This window comes from Celeribacter baekdonensis, from assembly GCF_900102315.1.
GTDB classification, from domain to species: Bacteria; Pseudomonadota; Alphaproteobacteria; order Rhodobacterales; family Rhodobacteraceae; genus Celeribacter; species Celeribacter baekdonensis.
Window position 1 is genome coordinate 55,390 of sequence record NZ_FNBL01000002.1, and the last position, 20,360, is coordinate 75,749.

Consider the following 20,360-nt stretch of genomic DNA (forward strand, 5'->3'; position numbering starts at 1 on the left):
TATTGGTTGTGGTGAATGTATTCGACTACTTCCACCACGTATCGTAAGCTACCGCCCCGGCTTGCACAATCCCGACAACCATCAGAACTGCCGTCAGCCAGAAGATACGGTTTTGCGTATTTCTATTGTCAGCATGACGCTGTTCTTCGAGCTCGAAGCTGGTGACCGTGTTCAGCGCCTGCGGTCTGAGCTTGTAACCATGGTGCTGCGTCGTTTCGAGATCTTGCGCCTCCTTCATCGAATCCAGAAGGAGCGTGTAGTAGGTCATCAGTTCTTCTTTATCAGACCGATGAACCCAGCGAACCGTATAGAAGTGGGTCAGCAAGCTGGTCGGATGTGTCTGGAAGGCTCGATTCTTGACCGTCTCTGAAAGAATGTAGCGCAGCACCTTCATTCGATCATGACGAGTCAGCTTGCGCTTGTTGAAGCGCGATTGCAGATATCGGTCGAATGTCACCCGTATCCAGGGCCGGCAGCTCCATCGGTAAAGAAAGAACTTCGGAAGGCCGATTGTGTAAAAGGTCCAGCCTCGATAGTAGTGCTGGACCCATGGCTGGAACTCTGCCAGTTCGCTAATGTCGAGGGATCGTTCCTCAGTGAAATTCTGACCGTCGAGCGACCACTTCCCTCTCACCTGATCATCCACGAGGTCGACGACGAGGAGCCTTGCCTCGCCCGCGCTGTCGAGCATGTAGACCAGATAGGTGTCGTTCTTCAGAGCCTCGTCACCCGCGAGCGGTATCATCCCTTTAAATGGTTTCGCTAATGCCGCCTGAATGACATGCCGTAAGGCTAACTGCCGAATCCTCGCTGGTATACCCATCCCGCCTCCGATCAATGTCCTTGAAGAAGAAATAAGTCATATTTCGTCTCACGTCTCCCTATTCCGTTCGGATATCTTGAGGGCCACGGTGCATGGAGCTTCGACCATGGTCCACATCCCTTCCATTCGATGATGCTTGGTGCCTGCATGTGCGGCGAAGGTCTGCTCCTTCCATTGCTCGTGCAGCATTGGACCGCTGCAAGTCTGGCAGATCCCTAAGACTTTGCAAATGTCACTATCTGCGCATAGCAGACATCCGTGTCTGGCGCAGCATACGGTACAATGGGCTCGATGGGGTAAAAAGCCATGTTCGTTTGAGCGTCTATTGTAATGTTATTACATTTTGTATAATCAGAGTGTGCGTTATAAAGTAACATGGAATCAACGATGCCCGGACCCACAGTCTCGCCCACCGTCTTGCCCACAGTCTCGCCCACATGCCGCGCTGATCTGTCTTTTCAGGGCAATCTAATGTGATGTGATTACATATTTGCACCTCCCACCACCCCAAAAGCACCGCGCCCTGTCAAAGCAGCGGCGCGCATGACGAAAGGTATCAAATGCAAGATGCAGTTATCATTGGCGGCAGCTTCGCGGGATTGACCGCAGCGCTTCAACTTGGGCGCGCCAGCCGATCCGTCACAGTGATCGACGCCGGGGCACCGCGCAACCAAAGCTCATCCGCCGCGCATGGTGTGGCGGGGTGGGACGGTCTCTCGCCCAGTGCAATCCTTGAACGGTTCCGAGCCGACCTGAGGGCCTATCCGAGCGTCACGCAGCGCAGCGGCACGGTGACGGCAATCCATGGCGGAGATGGCGCGTTTTCGGTGACGCTTGCGGATGGCGAAAAAAGTGCCGCAAAACGCATCATTCTGGCCCATGGCGTGCGCGATATTTTACCGGACATCCCCGGTCTCGCACAGGCATGGGGGCAGACCGTGCTGCACTGTCCCTATTGCCACGGCTACGAGGTCAAGGGCGCAGCGCTGGCCGTTCTCGCCACACATCCGATGAGCGCACATCAGGCCTTGATGTTGCGGGCCGATTGGAGTGCGCAGGTCACCCTGATCACCGGTGGCATGGCGGGGCTTGACCTCGACGCACTGGCCACGGCAGGGGTTCAGATCGAGACCAGAACGCTGGAGGCCGCAACCGCCGATGACACGGGCATCGACCTCAGCCTGAGCGGTGGCAGGGCCGCGCGCTTTGCGGCGCTGTTTGTCGGCCCCCGGACAAGCTTGGCGGCCAGCCCGGCAGAACAGCTCGGCTGCGCCTTGGCCGACGGGCCGATGGGGCCGTTCGTCAAGGTTGGCGCAATGGCCCAGACCAGCGTGCCGGGCGTGTTTGCCGCAGGCGATCTTGCCCGTCCGATGCCCAATATCAACTTCGCCCTTGCGGATGGCGCGCAGGCGGGCACGGGCTGCCATGCCTCGCTGCTGTTTCCCGGTCTTGTCACACCCCTGGAGGTCACCCCATGACCGATACCCGCCTTCCTGTCACTGTTTTGTCCGGCTTTCTGGGCGCAGGGAAGACCACGCTTTTGAACCGCGTGCTGAACAACCGCGAGGGGCGGCGTGTGGCGGTGATCGTCAACGACATGTCAGAGATCAACATCGACGCCGATCTGGTGCGCGAGGGTGGGGCGAACCTCAGCCATACGGATGAAACATTGGTCGAGATGTCGAACGGCTGTATCTGCTGCACCCTGCGTGACGATCTTTTGCAAGAGGTGCGGCGGTTGGCCGAGGATGGTCGGTTTGATTATCTATTGATCGAGTCGACCGGGATTTCCGAACCTCTGCCCGTGGCCGCGACGTTTGATTTTCGCGATGAGGCGGGCCAGAGCCTGTCGGATGTGTCGCGCCTCGACACGATGGTGACCGTGGTCGATGCGGTGAACCTGTTGCGGGATTATTCCAGCCATGATTTCCTGCGCGACCGGGGCGAGACGTTGGGCGACGAAGACGAGCGCACACTGGTCAATCTTTTGGTCGAACAGATCGAATTTGCCGATGTGGTGATCCTCAACAAGGTCGGTGACGCCGAACCGCATCAGGTGATCGCGGCGCGCAAGATCATCCGTAGCCTGAACGCCGATGCGCGGATCATCGAGACCAGTCACAGCGTGGTGCCCACGGAGGCGATCCTCGACACCGGGCTGTTCGATTTTGACAAAGCGCATGAGCATCCGATGTGGGCCAAGGAGCTTTACGGCTTTGCCGATCATGTGCCCGAGACCGAAGAATACGGCGTCACCAGCCATGTCTACCGCGCCCGCCGTCCGTTTGAACCGGAGAAAATCATGGCCGTGTTGAATGGTGAAATGAGTGGTGTCATCCGCGCCAAGGGGCATTTCTGGATCGCGACACAGCCCGATTGGGTGGCGGAATTTTCGCTTGCGGGGGCTCTGTCTTCGGTCAAGCCGCTGGGCACATGGTGGGCCGCAGTGCCAAAGGACCGCTGGCCGAATCATGAGGGTGCGCGCGACTATATGGCCGCGCATTGGGCCGAGCCCTGGGGCGACCGCAGGCAGGAGATCGTCTTTATCGGCTCGGGGATCGACTGGCCCGCGCTCAAGGCGCGTCTGGACGCCTGCCTTGTGCCTGAACATCTGGCCTCCGGTCCCGATGCACTGCCCGATTTGCCCGATCCCTTTCCCGTTTGGCGACGCGAGGCGGTGGCATGAGCTGTCTTCGCCATTGGCCAGAGGCCCCGGAGGCGGCGCGATGAGGGCGACGAACCGGGGCCGCACGGGCCTCAAACCCAAACGGCGCAGCGAAGACCCGATGCGCGCCTATGACACTTTACCCGCCCCCGTGCGTGCGTGGTTGTCAGAGGCCGCATTGCCTTGGTCGCCCGCATCCTGTCGCAAAATCCTGCGGCGGGCGCAGGCGCGCGGCGAAGGGTTTGCACAGATATTGGCGCGCCTTGATCACGCCGAACAAAAGACCCTCGCCCGCGACAGCGCCTTTCCCTTTGCGCCCCCCAAGGCCACCGCCCGCGTCACAGATCAGGACAGCACCACATGACACGCTTCAGCGTCAGACAGCGCCCGTCAGTGTTGCGCGTTTTGGTGCGCAAACCCAACTCTGCCCAAACGCCGCATCGCGTCTGTGTTGCAGTGACCCTCAAACTTTGACTTATATGACACCGAAAGGATTTCTTATGAAACCGATCCGCTTTGCCCTTCTGGCCTCCCTCACCGCCGCGCCGCTTTTGGCGCAAGAGACCCGCGAGATGGACGCCCATGTCCATGGCCTCAGCACGCTTGAGCTTGCCATCGAGGGCGAGATCATCGAGATAAACCTTATGTCGCCCGGCATGGATATTGTCGGTTTCGAATACGCCGCCAGCACAGATGCGGATAAGGACAAAGTGGAGGCGGCGATCCGCACGATGTTGCTGCCTGAAAACGTTATTGCGCTGCCAAAGGCTGCGGGGTGCCGGTTGACCGAAGTGCTGGCCCATCTTCACGCGGGTGGGCGCGATCACGACGACGATGACGATCACGACGAAGGTCACGACAAAGATCACGACGAGGCGACCGATGAACATATGGATGAACATATGCATGACGAGGGCGAGGATCACGATCATGCAGAGGCGGCCGCACATAGCGAATTTCACGCGCGCTACATCTTTGCCTGTGTTCAGCCCGAAGACCTCGGCACCATTGGCTTCCCCTTCTTTGAGCGCTTTGAAAACGCGCAGAAGATCGAGGCGCATTATGTCACCGCAACCGGCGCAGGCGCGGTTGAGATCAACCGCTCGGTTGCTGAACTGACGTTAGAGTGACCATGATCCCACCCGCCCTTGCTCTTGATGATGTTGCCTTTGCCTGGCCGGGCCGGGGCGGGTTTTCCCTGTCCTGTCCGTCCTTTCAGATCGCGCCCGGTGAACGGGTGCTGCTGCTTGGGACCAGCGGATCGGGGAAATCCACGCTTTTGTCTCTGGTCTGCGGCGTCGTCCCCGCCACGCGGGGCCGGGTCTTGGTCGGCGGCACCGATCTTGGGGCGATGAGCGCGGGCGGGCGCGACCGGTTCCGGGCCGAACAGATCGGCGTGATCTTTCAACAGTTCAATTTGCTGCCCTATGCGAAGGTCATCGACAATATCCTTTTGCCGCTGCGCTTTGCACCGCATCGGCGGGCCCGCGCCGGGGGGGCAATCCATGAGGCCGCGCGGCTTTGCGCCGGACTTGGCCTGCCGGAGGAGGTTTTGAGCATGCCGTCGGGGCGGCTGAGTGTGGGTCAGCAACAACGCGTCGCGGTGGCGCGCGCCCTGATCGGTGCGCCGCCTTTGATCGTCGCGGACGAACCCACCTCGGCGCTCGATGCCGCAACTCAGGATCATTTTCTGCGCCTGTTGTTTGATCGCACAGATGAGGCGCAGTCGGCGCTGTTGATGGTCAGCCATGACGAAAGGCTCGCCCCAAGGTTCGACCGCGTGATCCGTCTTGCGGACATCGTGAGTACCGAAAGGAGCGCAGCATGATCTTGCGTCTGGCCATCGGGTCATTATGTGCGCGCGCCCTCACCGTTGGCATGACGATTTTGGCCATCGCGCTTTCGGTCGCGCTTTTCCTGGGTGTGGAAAAAATCCGCACCGGCGCGCGCGCCAGTTTTGCTGACACGATTTCGGGCACGGACCTGATTGTCGGGGCGCGTTCCGGGTCGGTGCAGCTTTTGCTCTATTCTGTTTTTCGAATAGGCAACGCCACCAACAACGTGACATGGGAAAGCTATCAAGACATCAAATCCCGCCCCGAGGTGGATTGGATCGTGCCGATCTCACTGGGTGACAGCCATCGCCAGTTTCGCGTCATGGGGACGACATCGGGGTTTTTTGAACATTACAAATATCGCGGCGGGCGGGCGTTGGAGATCCCCGTGGGGCACGGGCTTGAGGACCTCTATGATGCGGTCATCGGTGCCGATGTGGCCGCCAGTTTGGGCTACGCCGTGGGTGATCCGATCGTGGTGTCGCATGGGCTTGCCTCCTTCACCGCCCATGACGATCAGCCGTTTCGGGTTGCGGGCATCATCGCCAAGACCGGGACGCCCGTGGACCGGACGGTGATCGTCAGCCTTGAGGCGATTGAGGCCATTCATGTCGATTGGCAAACTGGTGCAAAGTCCGGCCAGATCACGCCGCGCGAGGTCATTCGCGACATGGACCTGACGCCCACCGCGATCACGGCGGCACTGGTCGGGGTGAATTCGCGGTTGCAGGTTTTTGGCCTGCAACGCTGGATCAACGACTATCCCGAGGAGCCCGTGTTGGCCATTCTGCCGGGAGTGGCGCTTCAGGAGCTTTGGCAGATCGTCGGAGTGGCCGAAACCGCGTTGATCGGCGTGTCCGCGATGGTGGTGGTGACGGCGCTGATCGGCATGATGGCGATGATTTTTTCAAGCCTCAATGAGCGCAGGCGGGAGATGGCGATCTGGCGCGCAATGGGCGCGCGGCCCAGCACCATTTTGGGCCTGCTGGTGCTTGAGGCGATGCTGATGGCGGCGGCGGGGGCTTTGCTTGGCCTCGGTTTTTTGTACCTCGGTCTCGTGATTGGACAGCCTTGGGTGGACGCCGCCTTTGGGATTTGGTTGCCGATTGATCCGCCTTCGCTGCGCGACGTCTTGGCGCTTGGTTTCGTGATCGGCGCGGCGGCGCTCACCAGCCTTTTTCCGGCGCTGAGGGCCTATCGCTTGTCGCTCGCCGATGGCATGATGGTGCGGATATGAAACAACAGATTCACCTCTCACGCAGACAGTTCGGCTGTCTTGCCCTCGCAACCACTGCCCTGCCGCGCGTGGCTCTCGCCATGCCGTTTCAGGAACTCACCTGGGAGGAGCTGATCCCGCCCGGCGTGCCCTATTCCGAGATCATCGGCGAAGGCGCTCTTGATGAGGAAAACGACACGTGGAACCCGATCTTTGATGAGAACGCGACCAAGTTGAACACGGCACTGGATGGCGCGTCGGTCAAATTGCCCGGCTACATCATTCCGATGCAGATCGAAGCCGAGGGCGTGAGCGCATTTATCCTGGTGCCCTATACCGGGGCCTGCATTCATGTGCCGCCGCCACCGCCAAATCAGTTGGTCTATGTGACCACACAAACGCCTTGGCCATCAAACAAGCTGTGGGATGCGATATGGGTCTATGGCCGCCTGAAAGCGCGGTTGCAATCGACGGAGATCGCCGAGATTGGCTATGAGATCGTGGCGAGCAAGATCGAGATCTACGACTGGTAGCGGCCTGCCTCGCGTGACAGATCAAAAGGGTGCGCGTCAGCCTTTGCTCTCAAACCGAACGACAAGTTTGATCGGCTTTCCCGTCGGTGTCGGGGCAAACGGGCCGGCGCGTTGCACCTGTACAAGGGCAACTTTGTCGATCTCGGCATGACCCGAACTTTGCACAATCGCCACGTTTGAAATCGCGCCCGAGGCGGTGATGGTCAGTCCGACCATCGCCTTGCCCCGCGCGCCCGCAGAGCGTTTTGGCACCCGCGCGATCTTGCGCAAAATCTGGCTTTGATAGGACCGAACGGCCCCGTCTCCGGCGTCCGCTGCCGCGGGTTTGGCGGTTTTTTGCGATCCCTGTGCGTTTGTGCCACCCGGCGTCGCCGCCAACGCGCCTTTTTTTGCGTTTGTTTCGGCATTGCCGGATTTCGACGGCGGTTGTGTTGTCGGTTTTGGGGGTTTCTTGACCTCTGGCGGCGCGAGTTTTGGCGGCGGTGTGTGTGCCACAATGCGCTCCTGTGGTGCCTTGGCCGTCACGCGCGGGCTGTCGGGCACAAGCGCCTTGGGTGGGACGGGGGCTTCGGTCGGGGTGCGCATATCTAGGGGCGGGACCTCAGGCGTTTGAGCCGTGGAAACAGGCGGTGTTTCCATCGGGACCACCGGGTGCACGGAGCCTGCAACCAAGTCTTCGAACCCCAATCCGAGCGCCACCTCACCCGCCACCACACCCCCGTCCAAGACGGGTGCTGGGGCGGCGGGCATCCATCCGGCGGCAAAGACATGCGCCCCGGCTGAGACACAGAGCGCACCCAGGAACCAAGCGTTTCTCATGGCAAGGCCCTTTCTGTCATCACCCGGACATGCGTACCGCTCCCCGCGATGGCGATCTCGCGCGCCAATGCCACCAACGTCTGCGCGGGCACGCGGGCGTCGGGTAAAATGCGCAAGGCGTCAGCGGGCGCGGATGTGTCGGCGGTGGTTGTCGTCACAAAAGCCTCGACCGTCGTCACATCCCCGCGCCACATCAATGTGCCGTCTTGCATCAGCACCAAGGCATCGGGCGGGGGCACCACATCGGGATCATCGGTGCGCACCAATGTGACCTCTGAGGGCAGGGGGCGGGCGACCTGCGCGGCCACAAGGAAAAAGATCAGCATCAAAAACACGACATTGATCAGCGGCAATGTCGGCTCTGTGCGGGAGGTGCGGCGGGTGGAAAGGCGACGCATGGTTCACTCCAGAACGGCAAATCTTGTGTTGGGCAAGGCGCTCAACACTTGGACCACTTCGACAAACCCCTGGGCATTGGCGTCTTTTGACACCGACAACAACAGGCGGGCGTGGCCGTCGCGGCGAAACGGGTCCACGGCGGCAGCGACATCGGCCAGTGCCGATCTGTGGCCATTGATCAAGACACCGTCAGCATCAAGTCGGGCAAAGACCACCGGGGTGTCGTCAAAATCGGGGGACGCCGCGCCACCGGAGACCGTCAATTCCACCTCGCCAAATTTTGAAAATGTCGAAGACAGCATGAAGAACAACAGCAAGAGAAAGATCACGTCGATCAGCGAGGTGAGCGACAGCCGCCCCCGTGACGCGCGCAGACTACCCGGCATGGACCGGCTCCAATGGGCGGTCTGGTGTGGCGGGCGCGTCGAACAGGTTTGGCACCAGAACCTCCTCAAGCGCATCGCGCAGCGCGCGCTCATGGCGTTCCAGACAGCCATCAAACCACGACAGCGCCATCGAGGTCGGCATCGCCACGATCAGCCCCGCCGCCGTGGTCACCAAGGCCACCCAAATCCCGCCGGCGAGCACCGCAGGATCGGCTGTGCCGCCCGCCGATTGCAGCGTTTGAAAGGCGGTGATCATGCCCAAAACGGTGCCAAAAAGCCCAAGCAGGGGCGCCACTTGCGCGATGATATCCAACAGGCGCAGACCACGCCCGGCCTGTTCAAAGTCCCGCTCAAGCCGTGCGTTTGCGCGGGCGCGAATGTCGGCACCTGCCCGCCCTGATCGTTTCGCCATTTGGCTTTGCACCACGATATCGCGGCCAAATCCGCGCGACACCTGCGCGCCGATGCCGTTGGCGTAAAACACCAGCGCTTTCCACAGGACACAGGCCAGTGCCAACACGGAAAACCCGATCAAAATAGCCACAACCGGCCCGCCCAAATCAATGAGCTCGGACAGGCGGAGCAGAGCTTGGGACATCATTGCTGCACCTCCATCGTCTCAAGGCGCGAGGTGAAGGAAATGACATCGGCACAGGCGTTGCCCGCAGCGGTGCTGCAGGTTTCGACGCTGTTGAACAGGATCATGCCCACATCGTCACAGCGGGTTTGCGGCACATCGAATTGCCGCACCCGCAACCCACCCTCGGGCACCGTGCCAAAATCGAACAGGGTGAAAGCGCGCACGCCGCCCTTTTGGTCGAACAAAACCGTCTGGGTTTCAAGGGCGCTCAGACCGGCGGGGGCGGTCACGGTAAAGGTCAACCGACAGGCGTCCTGCGCGGCTGTGGCGGTGTTCAATTCGACGACAGGCGCGTCAAAAGCGACGGCGGTGCCCGCAATCAGGCAAAAGGCGCAGGTCATTTGGATCAAACGGTTTGGCGGGAAGATCATATCATCTCCATCGGATCAAGAGTGGGGCGCACGGGCGGAGGTGCGGATGTGATTGGGGTGATGCGAGGCGGCTTGCGGCAAAATCCACGGCCCGCCAAAGGGCGGCGGCGTGTTGGTGCGCAGGGTGCAACCGTAACAGGCCGACAGATGCGCATCGGTGAACACCTCTTTGGGGGTGCCAACACCTTGGACCCGGCCCTGATCCAACAGCGTAACCCGATCCGCGAACATGGCGGTGAGGTTCAAATCATGCATGACGGCGACAACCCCACCGCCCATTTGCGCGAAATCATGGGCGATTTGCATGACGACCAACTGATGCCCAATATCAAGCGCCGAGACGGGTTCATCGAGAAACAGCCACCGCGGCGTGTCGTCCAAAACCGGTTCCCAGATTTGCAACAACACCCGCGCCAATTGCACCCGTTGCCGCTCGCCGCCGGACAGTTCCTGGACCGAGCGGCCTTCAAATCCGCTCAACCCAACCCGCGCGAGGGCTTGGTGCGGCAGGGTGTCTTGTCCCGTGGTCGCAGAGGTCGCAAAGCCCCGTGTCAGGCCCAGCCGCACCAGTTCCAGAACCGTAAAGGGAAAGGCGACATGGCCCGATTGCGGCAATACGGCGCGGCGCGTGGCCAATTCAGTCGGCGACATCTTTGCAATGTTTTGCCCATCCAGACGGGTCACGCCGCTTGCGACGATTTCTCCGGTAATGGCTTTGAGCAGGGTGGTTTTCCCCGATCCGTTCGGTCCGACGATGGCGGTCATCTCCCCGGCTTTGGCCGTGAAATCCACCCTGTCCAAAACCCGGCGGCTGCCGTATGTGACGGTGATACTGTGAGCCTCAAGCATGGTTACATCTCCAAAATCGCGCGGTTTTTGAGCAAGATCCACAAAAAGAACGGTCCCCCCAACACAGCGGTGACGATGCCGATGGGAAGCTCGGCGGGGGCGACAACAGTACGGCTGATCATGTCGGCCAAAAGGACCACGATCGCGCCCAGAATGGCAGCATTGGGCAGGAGCAGACGGTGCACCGGACCTTGCACCAAACGCAGCAGATGTGGCACGACGATACCGACAAAACCAATGCCGCCGGTGATCGCGACACAGGCCCCGACCGAGGCCGCGACGCTGAGAATGGCGAGGCGTTTCATCCGTTGGACATCGACGCCAAGATGGTTGGCCACGGGTTCGCCCAAGGCCAAAGCATCCAGCGCGCGGGCCAGAAACGGCGCGCTGATCAAGGTCAGCACAATGATCGGACCGGCGGCCAGAAGTTTGGCCCAAGTGGCCCCTGCGACCGAGCCCATGCCCCAAAATGTGAGATCGCGCAATTGATCATCGCTGGCGCGGTAAACGATGAATCCGGTGACCGCGCCGGTGAGCGCGCCTAAGGCAATGCCCGCCAAAAGCATCGTCGCCACGGAGGTGTGCCCGCCCCGTGTGGCGATTTTATAAAGGATAAGTGTCGAGGCCCAACCGCCCAAAAACGCCGCCAAGGGGATGAGAGCGGCCCCCGTGGCGGCTTGGATCGCGACGGGAAGGAACCCGCCCAAAACGATGGCGGCCACCGCGCCAAATCCCGCACCTGCGCTGACACCGACAAGACCGGGATCGGCCAAAGGGTTGCGAAACAACCCCTGCATGACGGTGCCAGACACCGCCAAGGCCGCGCCGACAAGCGCGCCCGTGACCATGCGGGGCATTCGGATGTCCCAAACGATGGCCATGTCGCGCAGGCTGGCCGTGCCGATCCCGGCTTTCGCGGCCAAGGCCCCCGGCACGTCAATGCCCGAGGCCGCGCCCCATCCGAGGCTGAGCAACATCACCACGATCAAAGCAAGGATCAACGCCATGCGCAGAGCCAAAGCCCGCATCTGGCGGTCTCCGGCAAGCGCTGCGGGACGGCGTGGGGCGAGGCGCGAGGTCACGAATGCCATGGATCACTCTAGCCTTTCGGCGGAGGCTGTGCCCACCAGCGCCTCATGCAGGTCTTGCGCGAAAACTGCGGTGCGCGGGCCGAACCCCAAAGCGGCCGGGTCAACCCTGACAAACCGACCGTGAGCGGCGGCGGGGCTTTGGGCCAAGGCGGGCAGGGCAAAGATTTCGTCGGCGCGGCCTTCGTGATCCGCCTCGCCCGTCATCATCACAATGACATCGGGGGCGGCTTCGATCAGGGCTTCGTCACCCATGATCTTGTAGCCGTTGAACGCAGCGGCCATGACGTTATCTCCGCCCGCCATCTCGATGATCCCGTTTGCGCCGGTCTGCGCGCCCGCGACGTTGAGTCGTCCGGCTTGGTTCGAGAGGACAAACAGGACGCGTGGGCGATCTGTTTGCTCCGCGAGAGAGGCCTCAAGGTGGGCGAATTGCGCGGCAATTTTGGCGTGCAGCGCCGCCGCCGCATCCTCAGCGCCAATCGCGGCACCGATGGCGGTCACATTGTCCAGGACCGCCTCTTTGGTGAAACTGTCATGGATGCTCACCACCGGGACCGAGGCCGCGCGCAATTGGTCAAGCGTTTCGGGCGGCCCCGCCGTGTCGCGGGTGACGATCAGGTCGGGGCCAACGGAGAGAACCCCCTCCGCCGACAATTGGCGCATGTAGCCGACATCCGGCAATGCAGTCACGGCCTCGGGATAGAGCGAAGTGGTGTCGCGGGCGATGACCCGCGCGCCTTCGCCAAGGGCGAAAATGGTTTCCGTTACCGGTCCGCCGATGGCGACGATGGCGCGCGCGTCGGGGTGGCTTTGCGCGTAGGCCCCTGTGGGGAGCGCGAGCGCGAGGGCAAAAAGCGCAGACCTCATACCAAGGCCTCCTCACGGGTCGGAAGATCGGCCAGAATGCCGTGCCATGTGGCAAGATCATCGGTGTCTCCATCGCGCTGACCGAAACATTGGAAGATCAAATCGCCTTGAACATCAAAGGCTTCAAGCGAAATCGCCGGGCCGCGCTTGGTCGGTTTTTCAACCACATAGGCTTCGGCCACATGATCGGCGCGCAGATGCAGGTTGAACATCGGGTCCAGCACATTGAGCCAGGGCCCCATCACTTTGATGGTCTCAAGCTTGCCCCAATGAATCTGAATATTGCCGGGATTGCCCACGAACAGGATCACCTTTTGAGCCGCTTTGGACACCGCGGTCATGAAGGGTTCGACACTGTCCGGCGCAACCGGGCGTACCCACGGCTCACCGAGAGCCGCGCGATAGGCGCCAAGGCGGTTCATGCCGAGTTTGGCGGTGATCCGGTTGAACTGATGCGTGTCGCTCATCTTGGCCCATTCGCTGAGCAAAACGTCCCGCTTGTCCATGTTCATCTTTGCGCCTTGCGCGGGCGCGCGGGGGCTGACGGTGAGCGTGTCGCTTTGATCTTCAAGTGCAAGATCGGAGACGAGCGGGGCCCACGCCGCATGGTTCGAGCTCTCGCGCAGATAGATTTTTTGCAACGCATCGCCCGCGTGATCGAAAAACTGAAGCGATTTGCGCGTGCCGCTTTCGGTGGGCACTTCGATGGCATACCCAAACGCCCAATGTTTGGGAAAGATGCGCGTGTCGATGTCCGGGCCCAGCACCATCGAGGCATGTGGTCCGGCGCGGTAATCGAGAAATGTGCCGACCCGTTCGTGAACACAGGACGCATTCCGGGTCAGCGCCATCACTTCGCCAAGCTCTTTGACGCGGGGCAGGACCTCGTCGGGGTGATGTGCGATGCGGGTGACGCGATGCGCGCCATGGGTGCCCGCGAAGGCGGCCACCAATTGGGCCTCGGAAATGCCAAGTTTTTCGGCCAGATCGCGGTCCCGGATTTTGGTGGCGTCGGTTTTGGCGCTGCGAATGGCTGAGGCGGTCAGAGGGGCGGTCAGGGGGTTGGGCAGGTGTTCGGGCAGGAGTTCGGTCATGGGGATATCCTAAATGTGCATGTGCCGCGCGCGCAGGTCGTCAGACTGTGCACGCGCGAGGGATCAGAAGGTTTTGGTCAGGGACAGCGTGACATTGCGCCCCGGTGCTGTGCGGCTGCTCAGATAGGGGCGGTAGTCCTCATCAAAGAGGTTATCGACGGAGACGCGGAATTCGACACCCTCGGCCCAGCCATTGTTGGGGATATAGGCGGCACTCAGACCCACGGTCGTGTAGGCATCGCTTGGGGCCGTGGCCCCATCTGTGCCTGTGGTGCGGGAGTTGCTCCATCCGTGGAGAATTTCAGTGGAGAGATTGAGTTGGTTGTCAAACACACGTTTGCCCAGCGTCAATTGTGCGGTGTCCGCCGGGGCGTTGTTGAAATCCTCGCCGTTGCCCCATTCGCCGCGCGTCATCGAGGCGTTGAAATCGACGTAATAGGCGGCGGTGGCATAGGAGGCCTCGAATTCCAGCCCCTTGAGATCAATCACATCGCCATAGGCAAAGCTGGCCGTTGTGTAGGTGGTGTTGTCCCAGACATGGGTTTTGAACCCGGTCAGTTTCGCCCGCAGCCGATCACCCGCACCGAAGACATCGGAGGCATCATATGAGGCACCGACTTCGACAGTTGTGGCCTTTTCCGAGGTGGTGATCAGGTCTGAGCGCAGATCGTCCAGGATCGGCAGGTTTTCGTTATAGGCGAGCGTGCCAAAGACCGCGAAACGGTCGGTGACGGCATAGCGGGCAGAAAACGCGCCGACCAAAGCGTCTTTTTTGAAGCTGGTGCCATCTGCCGGGCCGGGGACGCCGCGATAGGGGTCTTCGTTGTCGCGAGAGGTCAGGGTCTGATGTTCGTAACGCAATTGCGGGGTTAAGGTCAGCGCGCCAAAGGTCATCTCATCCGTGGCATAAAGCGCCACATATTCGTCTGTGCCGCCGGGGGTGGAGCCGGCGTTGGTGCCAGTGTCGCTGATCGAGCTGCGGGTTCGTTTGCCGATCTCGATCCCGGTCAGAACCGAATGATCGACTGCGCCGGTTGCAAAAAGCGCTGTGTTTTCAACGGTAAAGGCCAAGCCTTTGGTGCGGTTGTCAGCGTTGTAAATGTCGGAAGACGTTGTGTCCGATACGTTTGAAATCAACTCATCCGAATAGGTCAATTTCGCCGTCAGGTTCACGAGGTCGGTCGAGAACGGATTGTAGCCAAGCGCCAAAAGGGCTGTTGTGTCTTCGATGTCGGCATCGACACGCACGGGAAACAGAGAGCCGATGTAATCATAGCTGACGTCTTTGAGGCGGTTTTGCGATTTGGAAATCGAGGCGGTGACACTCAACTCTTCCGTCGCATGATACTTGAGCTTTAGCATCGCGGAGGGCAGTTCAAACCCCGTATCGGCCTGCTCTGTGCCGGTGCCGTCGGTGTAATCGCCGTTCTTGCGGTAGCCGTAAAAGGCCAACACATCGAGTTTATCATCCGGCGCCCAGGCCAGAATGGTGCTGCTCAGCGCCCCGTCGCCATTGCTTTCATAGGCGAGTTTCTGGCGCAGCGCGAATGTATCGCCATCGTCGAGAAAATCCGCGGCATCCTTGGTTGTGGCTTCGACTGTGCCGCCGATGGCCCCTGAGGAAAACCGAAAACTTTCGCCCGGTCCACGCACGACGCGCACCGATTTGAACAGTTCCGGTTCCATCGTCAAAAGGCTGCCTTGACGGTAGAGTTCCTCTTGGCCCTTGGCCACGCCGTCGATCACGACGGACACTTTGGTGTTGGAGCCGTAGGTGCCCGCATCGGCGCCAAGGCCACGGATGTTGATGGATGAGCCTTGCGGGCTGGCGGCGTTGGACAGGGTCACGCCGGGAATGGTGCCGAGCAATTCGGCCAAGGTGGAGGCCTGTCGCGCGTCCAATTCCTCTTGCGAGATTTCGGTCTCCGAGGTGGCGGTGTCGGTTTGAATGCCGCGCAGGCTTTCGCCCAGCGTGACCGTTCCAATGAACGCGCCATAGGTTGAATCGGTGGTTGAATCGGTGGGTGTGCCTGTGCCGTCTTGTGCAAAGCTCGGCAGGGCGAATGCGGGCGTGACAGCCAAAGCCGTCACAAGAGCCCGCAGGCTCGTGTGCGTGATCATAAGTATCCCCTCAAGGTGCCTGGAAATGCTGGCTGCCAAAGGGGAGCTTGCGTCTGTTGCGTTTAAGTATTTAAGGCGACTGTTTTTGTCAAGAATAAGATTGACGTCGCTTAAAACCCGTGCTGAAACCCCGTGTTGAAAGTCAGGCTTCAACGCGGCGCAAAGTTGATTTGCAGGCTGAAAGAATAGGAATTCTGCGTGAGTGAGTTCGGCGCGGGTTTGAATTGGCCAATGTTTTGAACGGCGGAAAGCGCGGCTTGGTCCAATACCGCATTGCCCGAGGAGCGCGAAACGGACACGCTCCTCAACGCCCCAGTGCGCGCCACGGAAATCTGCAAGACGACCTTGCCCTTGGCCCCATGCGCGGCAGAAGGGTAGCGCTTTTTGCGCTCAATCGCGGCGCGGATGCCGCCGCCCCAGGCGCTGAGATCGTGTTTGATCTGACCGGCGTCCAAGGTGGCCTCCTGCGATGTGCCTTTGGTGCCCCGCGCGGTTTGCCCACCTGTTCCTGCCGCTTTTTGAGCCTCGGATTGGGTCGCACTTGGGCGCGTCACCGGCTGAGATGGCGCGGGTTTCGCGGGTGTGGTTTTTGGCGCAGTCGGGGCAGGGGCAGGGGGCGCAGGTGGTTTTGGTGCCTCGGGGGGCACGACGTCGAGGCTTTGCGGCGCAGGTCGGCTGAGGTGTGTCATCGCCATCGGCGGCGCATCAAGAGGCATGGACGAGGCATTGGCACTTTGAGGTAAATCCAAAGCCTCTGGTGGAACCGCGGGTGGCGCGATCTCGGTCAGGCTCTCCGGTGGCGCAAAGGCATCCCATTGCTCCACAAGGGTCTCAAGTGCTGCGGTTGATGCGACCATGCTCACAAGCTGCGCGCCCGTATCGCCCTGTGCCTCGGCCCCGCCCATGCGCGGCGCTATCCCCATCAGGGCAAAATGCGCCCCAAGCGACAGGCCAACACAAAGCAAAGCCTCAACCGCGCGTGTCATGGCCGTTCACCTTTGGATGTCCCAAGGCCCGACGTGACCAGATTGACCTGTTCAAACCCAAGCGCGCCCAATTGCGGCAGCAGTTGCGCCACGAAATGCGCCGGGGTGCTTTTGTCGGCATGGATCAGCAACACGGTGTCGCACAGGTCACCGTCACATCCGGCGCGCCGTTCGGTGTCAATCGCGCTCAGAATGGCTTGGCGGGTCTCGAAAGAGGTGATTTGATCGCGATAGGCCAACTGGCCCGAGGGATCGAGGAACAGCGCAAACACCCCCTCGGCCTCCTGCGCTTCGGTGATGTCAGGCGGGGTGATCTCGGGCGGGGTGATGTCAAACGGCTCCGGCGGTTGCATTTCGCCCGCAATCAGGAAGAAAATCAGCAACAGAAAGACGACATTGATCATGGGCAAAAGCCCGGTCGTGACGCGTTTTCTTGGTGGGCCGGACAGGTTCACGGCTTACTCCATCACGATCAGACGGGTGATGCCAGCGTTTGACAGGTGATCAACGGTGTCCACAAGACGTTGCAGATCGGCGTCATGGGTGCGGATGATCACCGCCGAGTCCGGGGCGGGCATCAAGGGGTGCAGCCAATCTGACAGATGTTCGGCAAAGACCTCCTCGCCGTTGAGCCGGATGTCGCCATTGGCATAAAGATCGACCACACGCGGCGGGCCCTCCCAAGACGCGGTTGCAGCCCCCCCGGCAGGGGTCAAGGGCAAGACGCCTTGGATACCAAAACGCGACACCAACATGAAAAACACCAAGAGCAAGAACACGACATCAATCATCGGGGTCAGATCGGGACGACGCGCGCGGCGCGGATGGGCAAAGGCAAAGCTGCTCATGACGCGGGCTCATTTGGTGCCGTCTCATTGGGGGCGGTTGCCTCCCCGCAGAGCGGCACAAAGATGCGGGTTGCGATGTCTTCCAAATCATGGCGCACGCCGTCAATCGCGGTGTCGAACCATGTCAGCGCGATTTGCGCCGGGATCGCCACGGCCATACCCGCGGCGGTGGTCAGAAGAGCCTCCCAAATCCCGCCCGCAAGCTGCGCCGGATCGGCACGCGTGCCTGCCGTTTGCAACGCCTGAAAGGCGGCGATCATGCCCATGACTGTGCCCAAAAGACCCAAGAGCGGGCCGATGGTGGCCGCAAGTTCCAGTCCGCGCAGCCCCGTGGCCGCCCGTTTCAACAACCCGCGCGCGGTGCGTTCGACCTCTTCGCGCGCCAATGCGTCGGGCAAATGCTCGGCGGCTTGGACTTGCATCGCGCGATAGGCCAGACGGGCGCGCACGCTGTGACGATGGGCCAGAACGGCGCGGGCCTGGTCGGTCTCGCCCGCTTGCCAAAGCTGCACGGCCTGTTCGGTGACCTGTCCCCCGGCCCACAGACCAGATCGGACAAAATCCCAACATTTCCACAGGATCAAAGCGACGGTCAGCACGGACAGCGCAGAGATCGCCCAAATGGCAGGGCCGCCCGCGATCAGAAACCCCAGTTTTTCAGCATCCATGGTGATGTCCTTTCAACAAAGAGGGCGCGCCATACAGGCGGCACGCCCGAAACGTGAAGGTCAGAATTGCATCTGCACGGCAACATAGACGTTGCGACCCGGTTCATTGACCTTTTCGACCGATGTGTCAAAGGTGTTTGAGCGGCTTAGGTGTGTCGCATAGGGTTTATCGAACAAATTGTCGATCCCGGCCAAAAGCGCCACATCGTCGTTGAGCGCATAGGTTCCGAAGACATCAAGCGTCGCATATCCCGCCGTTTCACCGGCATCGAGGACGGAATAAATCCGGTCCTGTTTGCTCGCCCAATTGACGCGTGCGCCGATCTGCCAGATGTCGGCGTCATAGGTCGCACTGATCGTGCCTTGCAGTGGCGGAATTTGCCCAAGAGCCCCACCATCGGAGCGGTTGCCGCCATAGGTGTAGCTCATGTCACCGGCCAAAAGCACCTGACCCAAGGCCCATTGCCCCGAAAGCTCAACGCCTGCCAGTTCGGCATTGATGTTGCGATAGGTGGTCACGCCCATCATCGCGCCGGGCCAACTGATGTGATCCTGAAGGATGTAATCAGACACCCGGTCATAAAAGGCGGTGGCGGTGAAACCATAGGTTTCGGTCTGCATCGCGATGCCAATGTCGAATTGGGTGTGTTTTTCCGGGTTGATGTCGGGATTGCCGACATAAGAGGGCACGCCCATCATGCCACGGGCAAAGGCACGTTCGTTGGTATCGGCGGTGCGCACCGAACGCGACAGCCCGGCAAAGAGTTTGGTCTCGGAGGACAGATCATGTTCGAACCGGATCAGCCCGCCGATATTGTCTTCGGTCCGGGCCTCTGCGAAATCGGTGCCATAGACCATCATATAATAGTCATTGGCCGTGGTGCCGCCCACAACAACATCCGCCTCTCCCGCACTGGCGCGGACATGGTCATAGCGCAGACCGAGTTTGAGCGTCGAAGCCTCTGAGAGCGCGGTTTCGGTTTCGCCGTAAATCCCAAGCTGGGCGATGGTGACATCAGGCCAGCTAAGCGAAGACGGTTTGTCGAGGTTGATTGGCATGCTGACCATGCTCGAATAGCCAAGTGCACGGCGATTGTTTGACTGGAAATCGACGCCGAGTTTGGCCTTGGTCTGACCGAATTCAAACTGGCCTTCGATCTTGCCGCCAAAGGTGTCGGAAGTGGTCGGCGCGAGCATCTTCATCGCCGCCGGGGTGCGCAGCGTGTAGTTGTCCATCGTGTGGTCGACATTGGAGCTGAACAGCACGCCTTCCACCCGTGTCAGAGCGCCCATGTCCACGTCGAGACCGCCACGCAAACGATAGGTCATCGTCTCCGACAGCGGGCTGTCCATTTGCGCGCCCGCGAATTTAACATCCTCGGCGCGGTCCTTTTCGATATCGAGCGCAAGATCGACCCCGTCTTTGTCATAGCCAAAGGTCAGGCCCGCGCTTTTCTGGGTGAAGCCGCTGCGCACGTCGCGCCCATCCCCGTCCTGGTAATCGTCGGACTGTTTCCGCTCGCCGGAAAGCTCGGCGTAAAAGCCGCCGCCCAGATCGACGGCCACCGTTCCGGCAATCGACGCGCCAGTGCCGTTTGAATTGGCCCCGGCGATCAATGAACCGCTAAAGAGGCGACCCGTTTCAAACTCAGGCGCAGCACGTTCGAGACGCACCGTGCCGCCAGAGCCGCCCGGACCGTTTGTCACGCTGGCATAGCCGCGTTCGACGATCACCTTATCCGCGCGATAAAAGGCCGCGATCGAGGTCGGCGGGTCCATCCGGTTCGGACAGCCGCCATAGGTAAAGCTGCCCGCGTCGATGATGTTGAGCTGGTTCTTTTGCATGCCGCGAATGATGATGTCGAGGCCATGCCCGCCCATCCGGCTGGCCGAGACGCCGGGGATGGCGGACAAAAGCGCGCCACCATCAAGGCCTGCGGGCACAGGCAAAAGAGCGGGGTCAAAGGCCGTGCTTTGCCCGTCTTGGACGATGGCTTGCGCGTCCTTGACGGTGATCGGATCAAGGGTGAGATCGGTATTTTGGGCAAAGGCCACTGTGGAGATCGTGCTCATCAAAAGAGCGGTCGCGCCGAGGCGCACCGTGGTTTTGGCGGTCATATCTATGTATCCCTCTGGGAAATGAAGTTGT

The 20,360-nt window shown here is 60.7% G+C and carries 23 protein-coding genes; 7 read left to right on the forward strand and 16 right to left on the reverse strand.

Features of this window, described 5'->3' with window-relative positions; translation table 11 throughout:
* Positions 1-25 precede the first annotated feature (25 nt).
* Entirely contained in the window at positions 26-823 is a 798-nt protein-coding gene (locus BLT54_RS04360) for a hypothetical protein (RefSeq protein ID WP_074641628.1), read from the reverse strand.
* Positions 824-1,383: 560 nt separating this feature from the next.
* On the opposite strand from BLT54_RS04360, the gene BLT54_RS04365 reads away from it, so the two are divergent.
* From BLT54_RS04365 to BLT54_RS04395, 7 genes are all read left to right on the forward strand, one after another.
* On the forward strand, positions 1,384-2,301 hold the full coding sequence (locus tag BLT54_RS04365; protein WP_074641631.1) for an NAD(P)/FAD-dependent oxidoreductase: 918 nt from the start codon (positions 1,384-1,386) through the stop codon (positions 2,299-2,301).
* Complete coding sequence (locus tag BLT54_RS04370) at positions 2,298-3,509, forward strand: GTP-binding protein (RefSeq protein ID WP_074641634.1); 1,212 nt, start codon at positions 2,298-2,300, stop codon at positions 3,507-3,509. Before BLT54_RS04365 ends, BLT54_RS04370 begins: the two co-directional genes overlap by 4 nt.
* Positions 3,510-3,549: 40 nt before the next feature.
* Positions 3,550-3,852 carry a DUF6525 family protein gene (locus BLT54_RS04375; protein WP_074641637.1) on the forward strand — a complete coding sequence of 101 codons (303 nt, stop codon included), beginning with the start codon at positions 3,550-3,552 and terminating at the stop codon, positions 3,850-3,852.
* Between the two features lie 136 nt (positions 3,853-3,988).
* Positions 3,989-4,618, forward strand: coding sequence for a zinc uptake protein ZrgA (zrgA, locus tag BLT54_RS04380; RefSeq protein WP_074641640.1), 630 nt, complete (start codon positions 3,989-3,991; stop codon positions 4,616-4,618).
* 2 nt (positions 4,619-4,620) lie between these two features.
* Positions 4,621-5,316, forward strand: a complete 696-nt coding sequence (locus BLT54_RS04385) for an ABC transporter ATP-binding protein (RefSeq protein ID WP_074641642.1) — start codon at positions 4,621-4,623, stop codon at positions 5,314-5,316.
* Positions 5,313-6,560 carry an ABC transporter permease gene (locus tag BLT54_RS04390; RefSeq protein WP_074641645.1) on the forward strand — a complete coding sequence of 416 codons (1,248 nt, stop codon included), beginning with the start codon at positions 5,313-5,315 and terminating at the stop codon, positions 6,558-6,560. Before BLT54_RS04385 ends, BLT54_RS04390 begins: the two co-directional genes overlap by 4 nt.
* Complete coding sequence (locus BLT54_RS04395; RefSeq protein ID WP_074641647.1) at positions 6,557-7,072, forward strand: DUF3299 domain-containing protein; 516 nt, start codon at positions 6,557-6,559, stop codon at positions 7,070-7,072. Before BLT54_RS04390 ends, BLT54_RS04395 begins: the two co-directional genes overlap by 4 nt.
* A gap of 36 nt (positions 7,073-7,108) precedes the next feature.
* Here BLT54_RS04395 and BLT54_RS04400 read toward each other — a convergent pair whose 3' ends face one another.
* From BLT54_RS04400 to BLT54_RS04470, 15 genes are all read right to left on the reverse strand, one after another.
* The gene (locus tag BLT54_RS04400; protein ID WP_074641650.1) at positions 7,109-7,891 is read right to left on the reverse strand and encodes an energy transducer TonB; all 783 of its coding nucleotides are present in this window, start codon (positions 7,889-7,891) and stop codon (positions 7,109-7,111) included.
* Positions 7,888-8,289: an ExbD/TolR family protein gene (locus tag BLT54_RS04405; protein ID WP_074641652.1), complete on the reverse strand. Its 402-nt coding sequence runs from the start codon at positions 8,287-8,289 to the stop codon at positions 7,888-7,890. Before BLT54_RS04405 ends, BLT54_RS04400 begins: the two co-directional genes overlap by 4 nt.
* A gap of 3 nt (positions 8,290-8,292) precedes the next feature.
* Positions 8,293-8,676 carry a biopolymer transporter ExbD gene (locus tag BLT54_RS04410; RefSeq protein ID WP_074641655.1) on the reverse strand — a complete coding sequence of 128 codons (384 nt, stop codon included), beginning with the start codon at positions 8,674-8,676 and terminating at the stop codon, positions 8,293-8,295.
* On the reverse strand, positions 8,666-9,277 hold the full coding sequence (locus BLT54_RS04415) for a MotA/TolQ/ExbB proton channel family protein (protein WP_074641658.1): 612 nt from the start codon (positions 9,275-9,277) through the stop codon (positions 8,666-8,668). Before BLT54_RS04415 ends, BLT54_RS04410 begins: the two co-directional genes overlap by 11 nt.
* Positions 9,274-9,687, reverse strand: a complete 414-nt coding sequence (locus tag BLT54_RS04420) for a hypothetical protein (protein ID WP_083351690.1) — start codon at positions 9,685-9,687, stop codon at positions 9,274-9,276. The genes BLT54_RS04415 and BLT54_RS04420 overlap by 4 nt, the downstream gene beginning before the upstream one ends.
* 15 nt (positions 9,688-9,702) lie before the next feature.
* Positions 9,703-10,536 carry a heme ABC transporter ATP-binding protein gene (locus BLT54_RS04425; protein ID WP_074641660.1) on the reverse strand — a complete coding sequence of 278 codons (834 nt, stop codon included), beginning with the start codon at positions 10,534-10,536 and terminating at the stop codon, positions 9,703-9,705.
* Between the two features lie 2 nt (positions 10,537-10,538).
* Positions 10,539-11,627, reverse strand: coding sequence for a FecCD family ABC transporter permease (locus tag BLT54_RS04430; RefSeq protein WP_074641662.1), 1,089 nt, complete (start codon positions 11,625-11,627; stop codon positions 10,539-10,541).
* A gap of 3 nt (positions 11,628-11,630) precedes the next feature.
* The gene (locus BLT54_RS04435) at positions 11,631-12,494 is read right to left on the reverse strand and encodes a heme/hemin ABC transporter substrate-binding protein (RefSeq protein WP_074641664.1); all 864 of its coding nucleotides are present in this window, start codon (positions 12,492-12,494) and stop codon (positions 11,631-11,633) included.
* Complete coding sequence (locus tag BLT54_RS04440) at positions 12,491-13,588, reverse strand: hemin-degrading factor (RefSeq protein WP_074641666.1); 1,098 nt, start codon at positions 13,586-13,588, stop codon at positions 12,491-12,493. Before BLT54_RS04440 ends, BLT54_RS04435 begins: the two co-directional genes overlap by 4 nt.
* A 63-nt stretch (positions 13,589-13,651) precedes the next feature.
* A complete protein-coding gene (locus BLT54_RS04445) occupies positions 13,652-15,709 on the reverse strand; it encodes a TonB-dependent receptor domain-containing protein (RefSeq protein ID WP_074641668.1) in 2,058 nt (685 codons plus the stop codon).
* Positions 15,710-15,858: 149 nt separating this feature from the next.
* A complete protein-coding gene (locus tag BLT54_RS04450) occupies positions 15,859-16,695 on the reverse strand; it encodes a TonB family protein (protein ID WP_074641670.1) in 837 nt (278 codons plus the stop codon).
* Positions 16,692-17,150, reverse strand: a complete 459-nt coding sequence (locus BLT54_RS04455) for an ExbD/TolR family protein (RefSeq protein ID WP_074641672.1) — start codon at positions 17,148-17,150, stop codon at positions 16,692-16,694. The genes BLT54_RS04450 and BLT54_RS04455 overlap by 4 nt, the downstream gene beginning before the upstream one ends.
* A 3-nt stretch (positions 17,151-17,153) precedes the next feature.
* Entirely contained in the window at positions 17,154-17,543 is a 390-nt protein-coding gene (locus BLT54_RS04460) for an ExbD/TolR family protein (RefSeq protein WP_074641674.1), read from the reverse strand.
* Entirely contained in the window at positions 17,540-18,211 is a 672-nt protein-coding gene (locus BLT54_RS04465; RefSeq protein ID WP_074641677.1) for a MotA/TolQ/ExbB proton channel family protein, read from the reverse strand. The genes BLT54_RS04460 and BLT54_RS04465 overlap by 4 nt, the downstream gene beginning before the upstream one ends.
* Positions 18,212-18,271: 60 nt before the next feature.
* Positions 18,272-20,329, reverse strand: coding sequence for a TonB-dependent receptor domain-containing protein (locus tag BLT54_RS04470; RefSeq protein WP_074641679.1), 2,058 nt, complete (start codon positions 20,327-20,329; stop codon positions 18,272-18,274).
* Between the last annotated feature and the right edge of the window lie 31 nt (positions 20,330-20,360).

Coding starts and splice junctions, on each gene's coding strand:
- BLT54_RS04360 (WP_074641628.1), bottom strand. CDS start 823: ATGGGTATACCAGCGAGGATTCGGCAGTTAGCCTTACGGCATGTCATT.
- BLT54_RS04435 (WP_074641664.1), bottom strand. CDS start 12,494: ATGAGGTCTGCGCTTTTTGCCCTCGCGCTCGCGCTCCCCACAGGGGCC.
- zrgA (WP_074641640.1), top strand. CDS start 3,989: ATGAAACCGATCCGCTTTGCCCTTCTGGCCTCCCTCACCGCCGCGCCG.
- BLT54_RS04430 (WP_074641662.1), bottom strand. CDS start 11,627: ATGGCATTCGTGACCTCGCGCCTCGCCCCACGCCGTCCCGCAGCGCTT.
- BLT54_RS04460 (WP_074641674.1), bottom strand. CDS start 17,543: ATGAGCAGCTTTGCCTTTGCCCATCCGCGCCGCGCGCGTCGTCCCGAT.
- BLT54_RS04375 (WP_074641637.1), top strand. CDS start 3,550: ATGAGGGCGACGAACCGGGGCCGCACGGGCCTCAAACCCAAACGGCGC.
- BLT54_RS04385 (WP_074641642.1), top strand. CDS start 4,621: ATGATCCCACCCGCCCTTGCTCTTGATGATGTTGCCTTTGCCTGGCCG.
- BLT54_RS04420 (WP_083351690.1), bottom strand. CDS start 9,687: ATGATCTTCCCGCCAAACCGTTTGATCCAAATGACCTGCGCCTTTTGC.
- BLT54_RS04425 (WP_074641660.1), bottom strand. CDS start 10,536: ATGCTTGAGGCTCACAGTATCACCGTCACATACGGCAGCCGCCGGGTT.
- BLT54_RS04445 (WP_074641668.1), bottom strand. CDS start 15,709: ATGATCACGCACACGAGCCTGCGGGCTCTTGTGACGGCTTTGGCTGTC.
- BLT54_RS04370 (WP_074641634.1), top strand. CDS start 2,298: ATGACCGATACCCGCCTTCCTGTCACTGTTTTGTCCGGCTTTCTGGGC.
- BLT54_RS04395 (WP_074641647.1), top strand. CDS start 6,557: ATGAAACAACAGATTCACCTCTCACGCAGACAGTTCGGCTGTCTTGCC.
- BLT54_RS04405 (WP_074641652.1), bottom strand. CDS start 8,289: ATGCGTCGCCTTTCCACCCGCCGCACCTCCCGCACAGAGCCGACATTG.
- BLT54_RS04410 (WP_074641655.1), bottom strand. CDS start 8,676: ATGCCGGGTAGTCTGCGCGCGTCACGGGGGCGGCTGTCGCTCACCTCG.
- BLT54_RS04465 (WP_074641677.1), bottom strand. CDS start 18,211: ATGGATGCTGAAAAACTGGGGTTTCTGATCGCGGGCGGCCCTGCCATT.
- BLT54_RS04470 (WP_074641679.1), bottom strand. CDS start 20,329: ATGACCGCCAAAACCACGGTGCGCCTCGGCGCGACCGCTCTTTTGATG.
- BLT54_RS04440 (WP_074641666.1), bottom strand. CDS start 13,588: ATGACCGAACTCCTGCCCGAACACCTGCCCAACCCCCTGACCGCCCCT.
- BLT54_RS04400 (WP_074641650.1), bottom strand. CDS start 7,891: ATGAGAAACGCTTGGTTCCTGGGTGCGCTCTGTGTCTCAGCCGGGGCG.
- BLT54_RS04415 (WP_074641658.1), bottom strand. CDS start 9,277: ATGATGTCCCAAGCTCTGCTCCGCCTGTCCGAGCTCATTGATTTGGGC.
- BLT54_RS04450 (WP_074641670.1), bottom strand. CDS start 16,695: ATGACACGCGCGGTTGAGGCTTTGCTTTGTGTTGGCCTGTCGCTTGGG.
- BLT54_RS04390 (WP_074641645.1), top strand. CDS start 5,313: ATGATCTTGCGTCTGGCCATCGGGTCATTATGTGCGCGCGCCCTCACC.
- BLT54_RS04365 (WP_074641631.1), top strand. CDS start 1,384: ATGCAAGATGCAGTTATCATTGGCGGCAGCTTCGCGGGATTGACCGCA.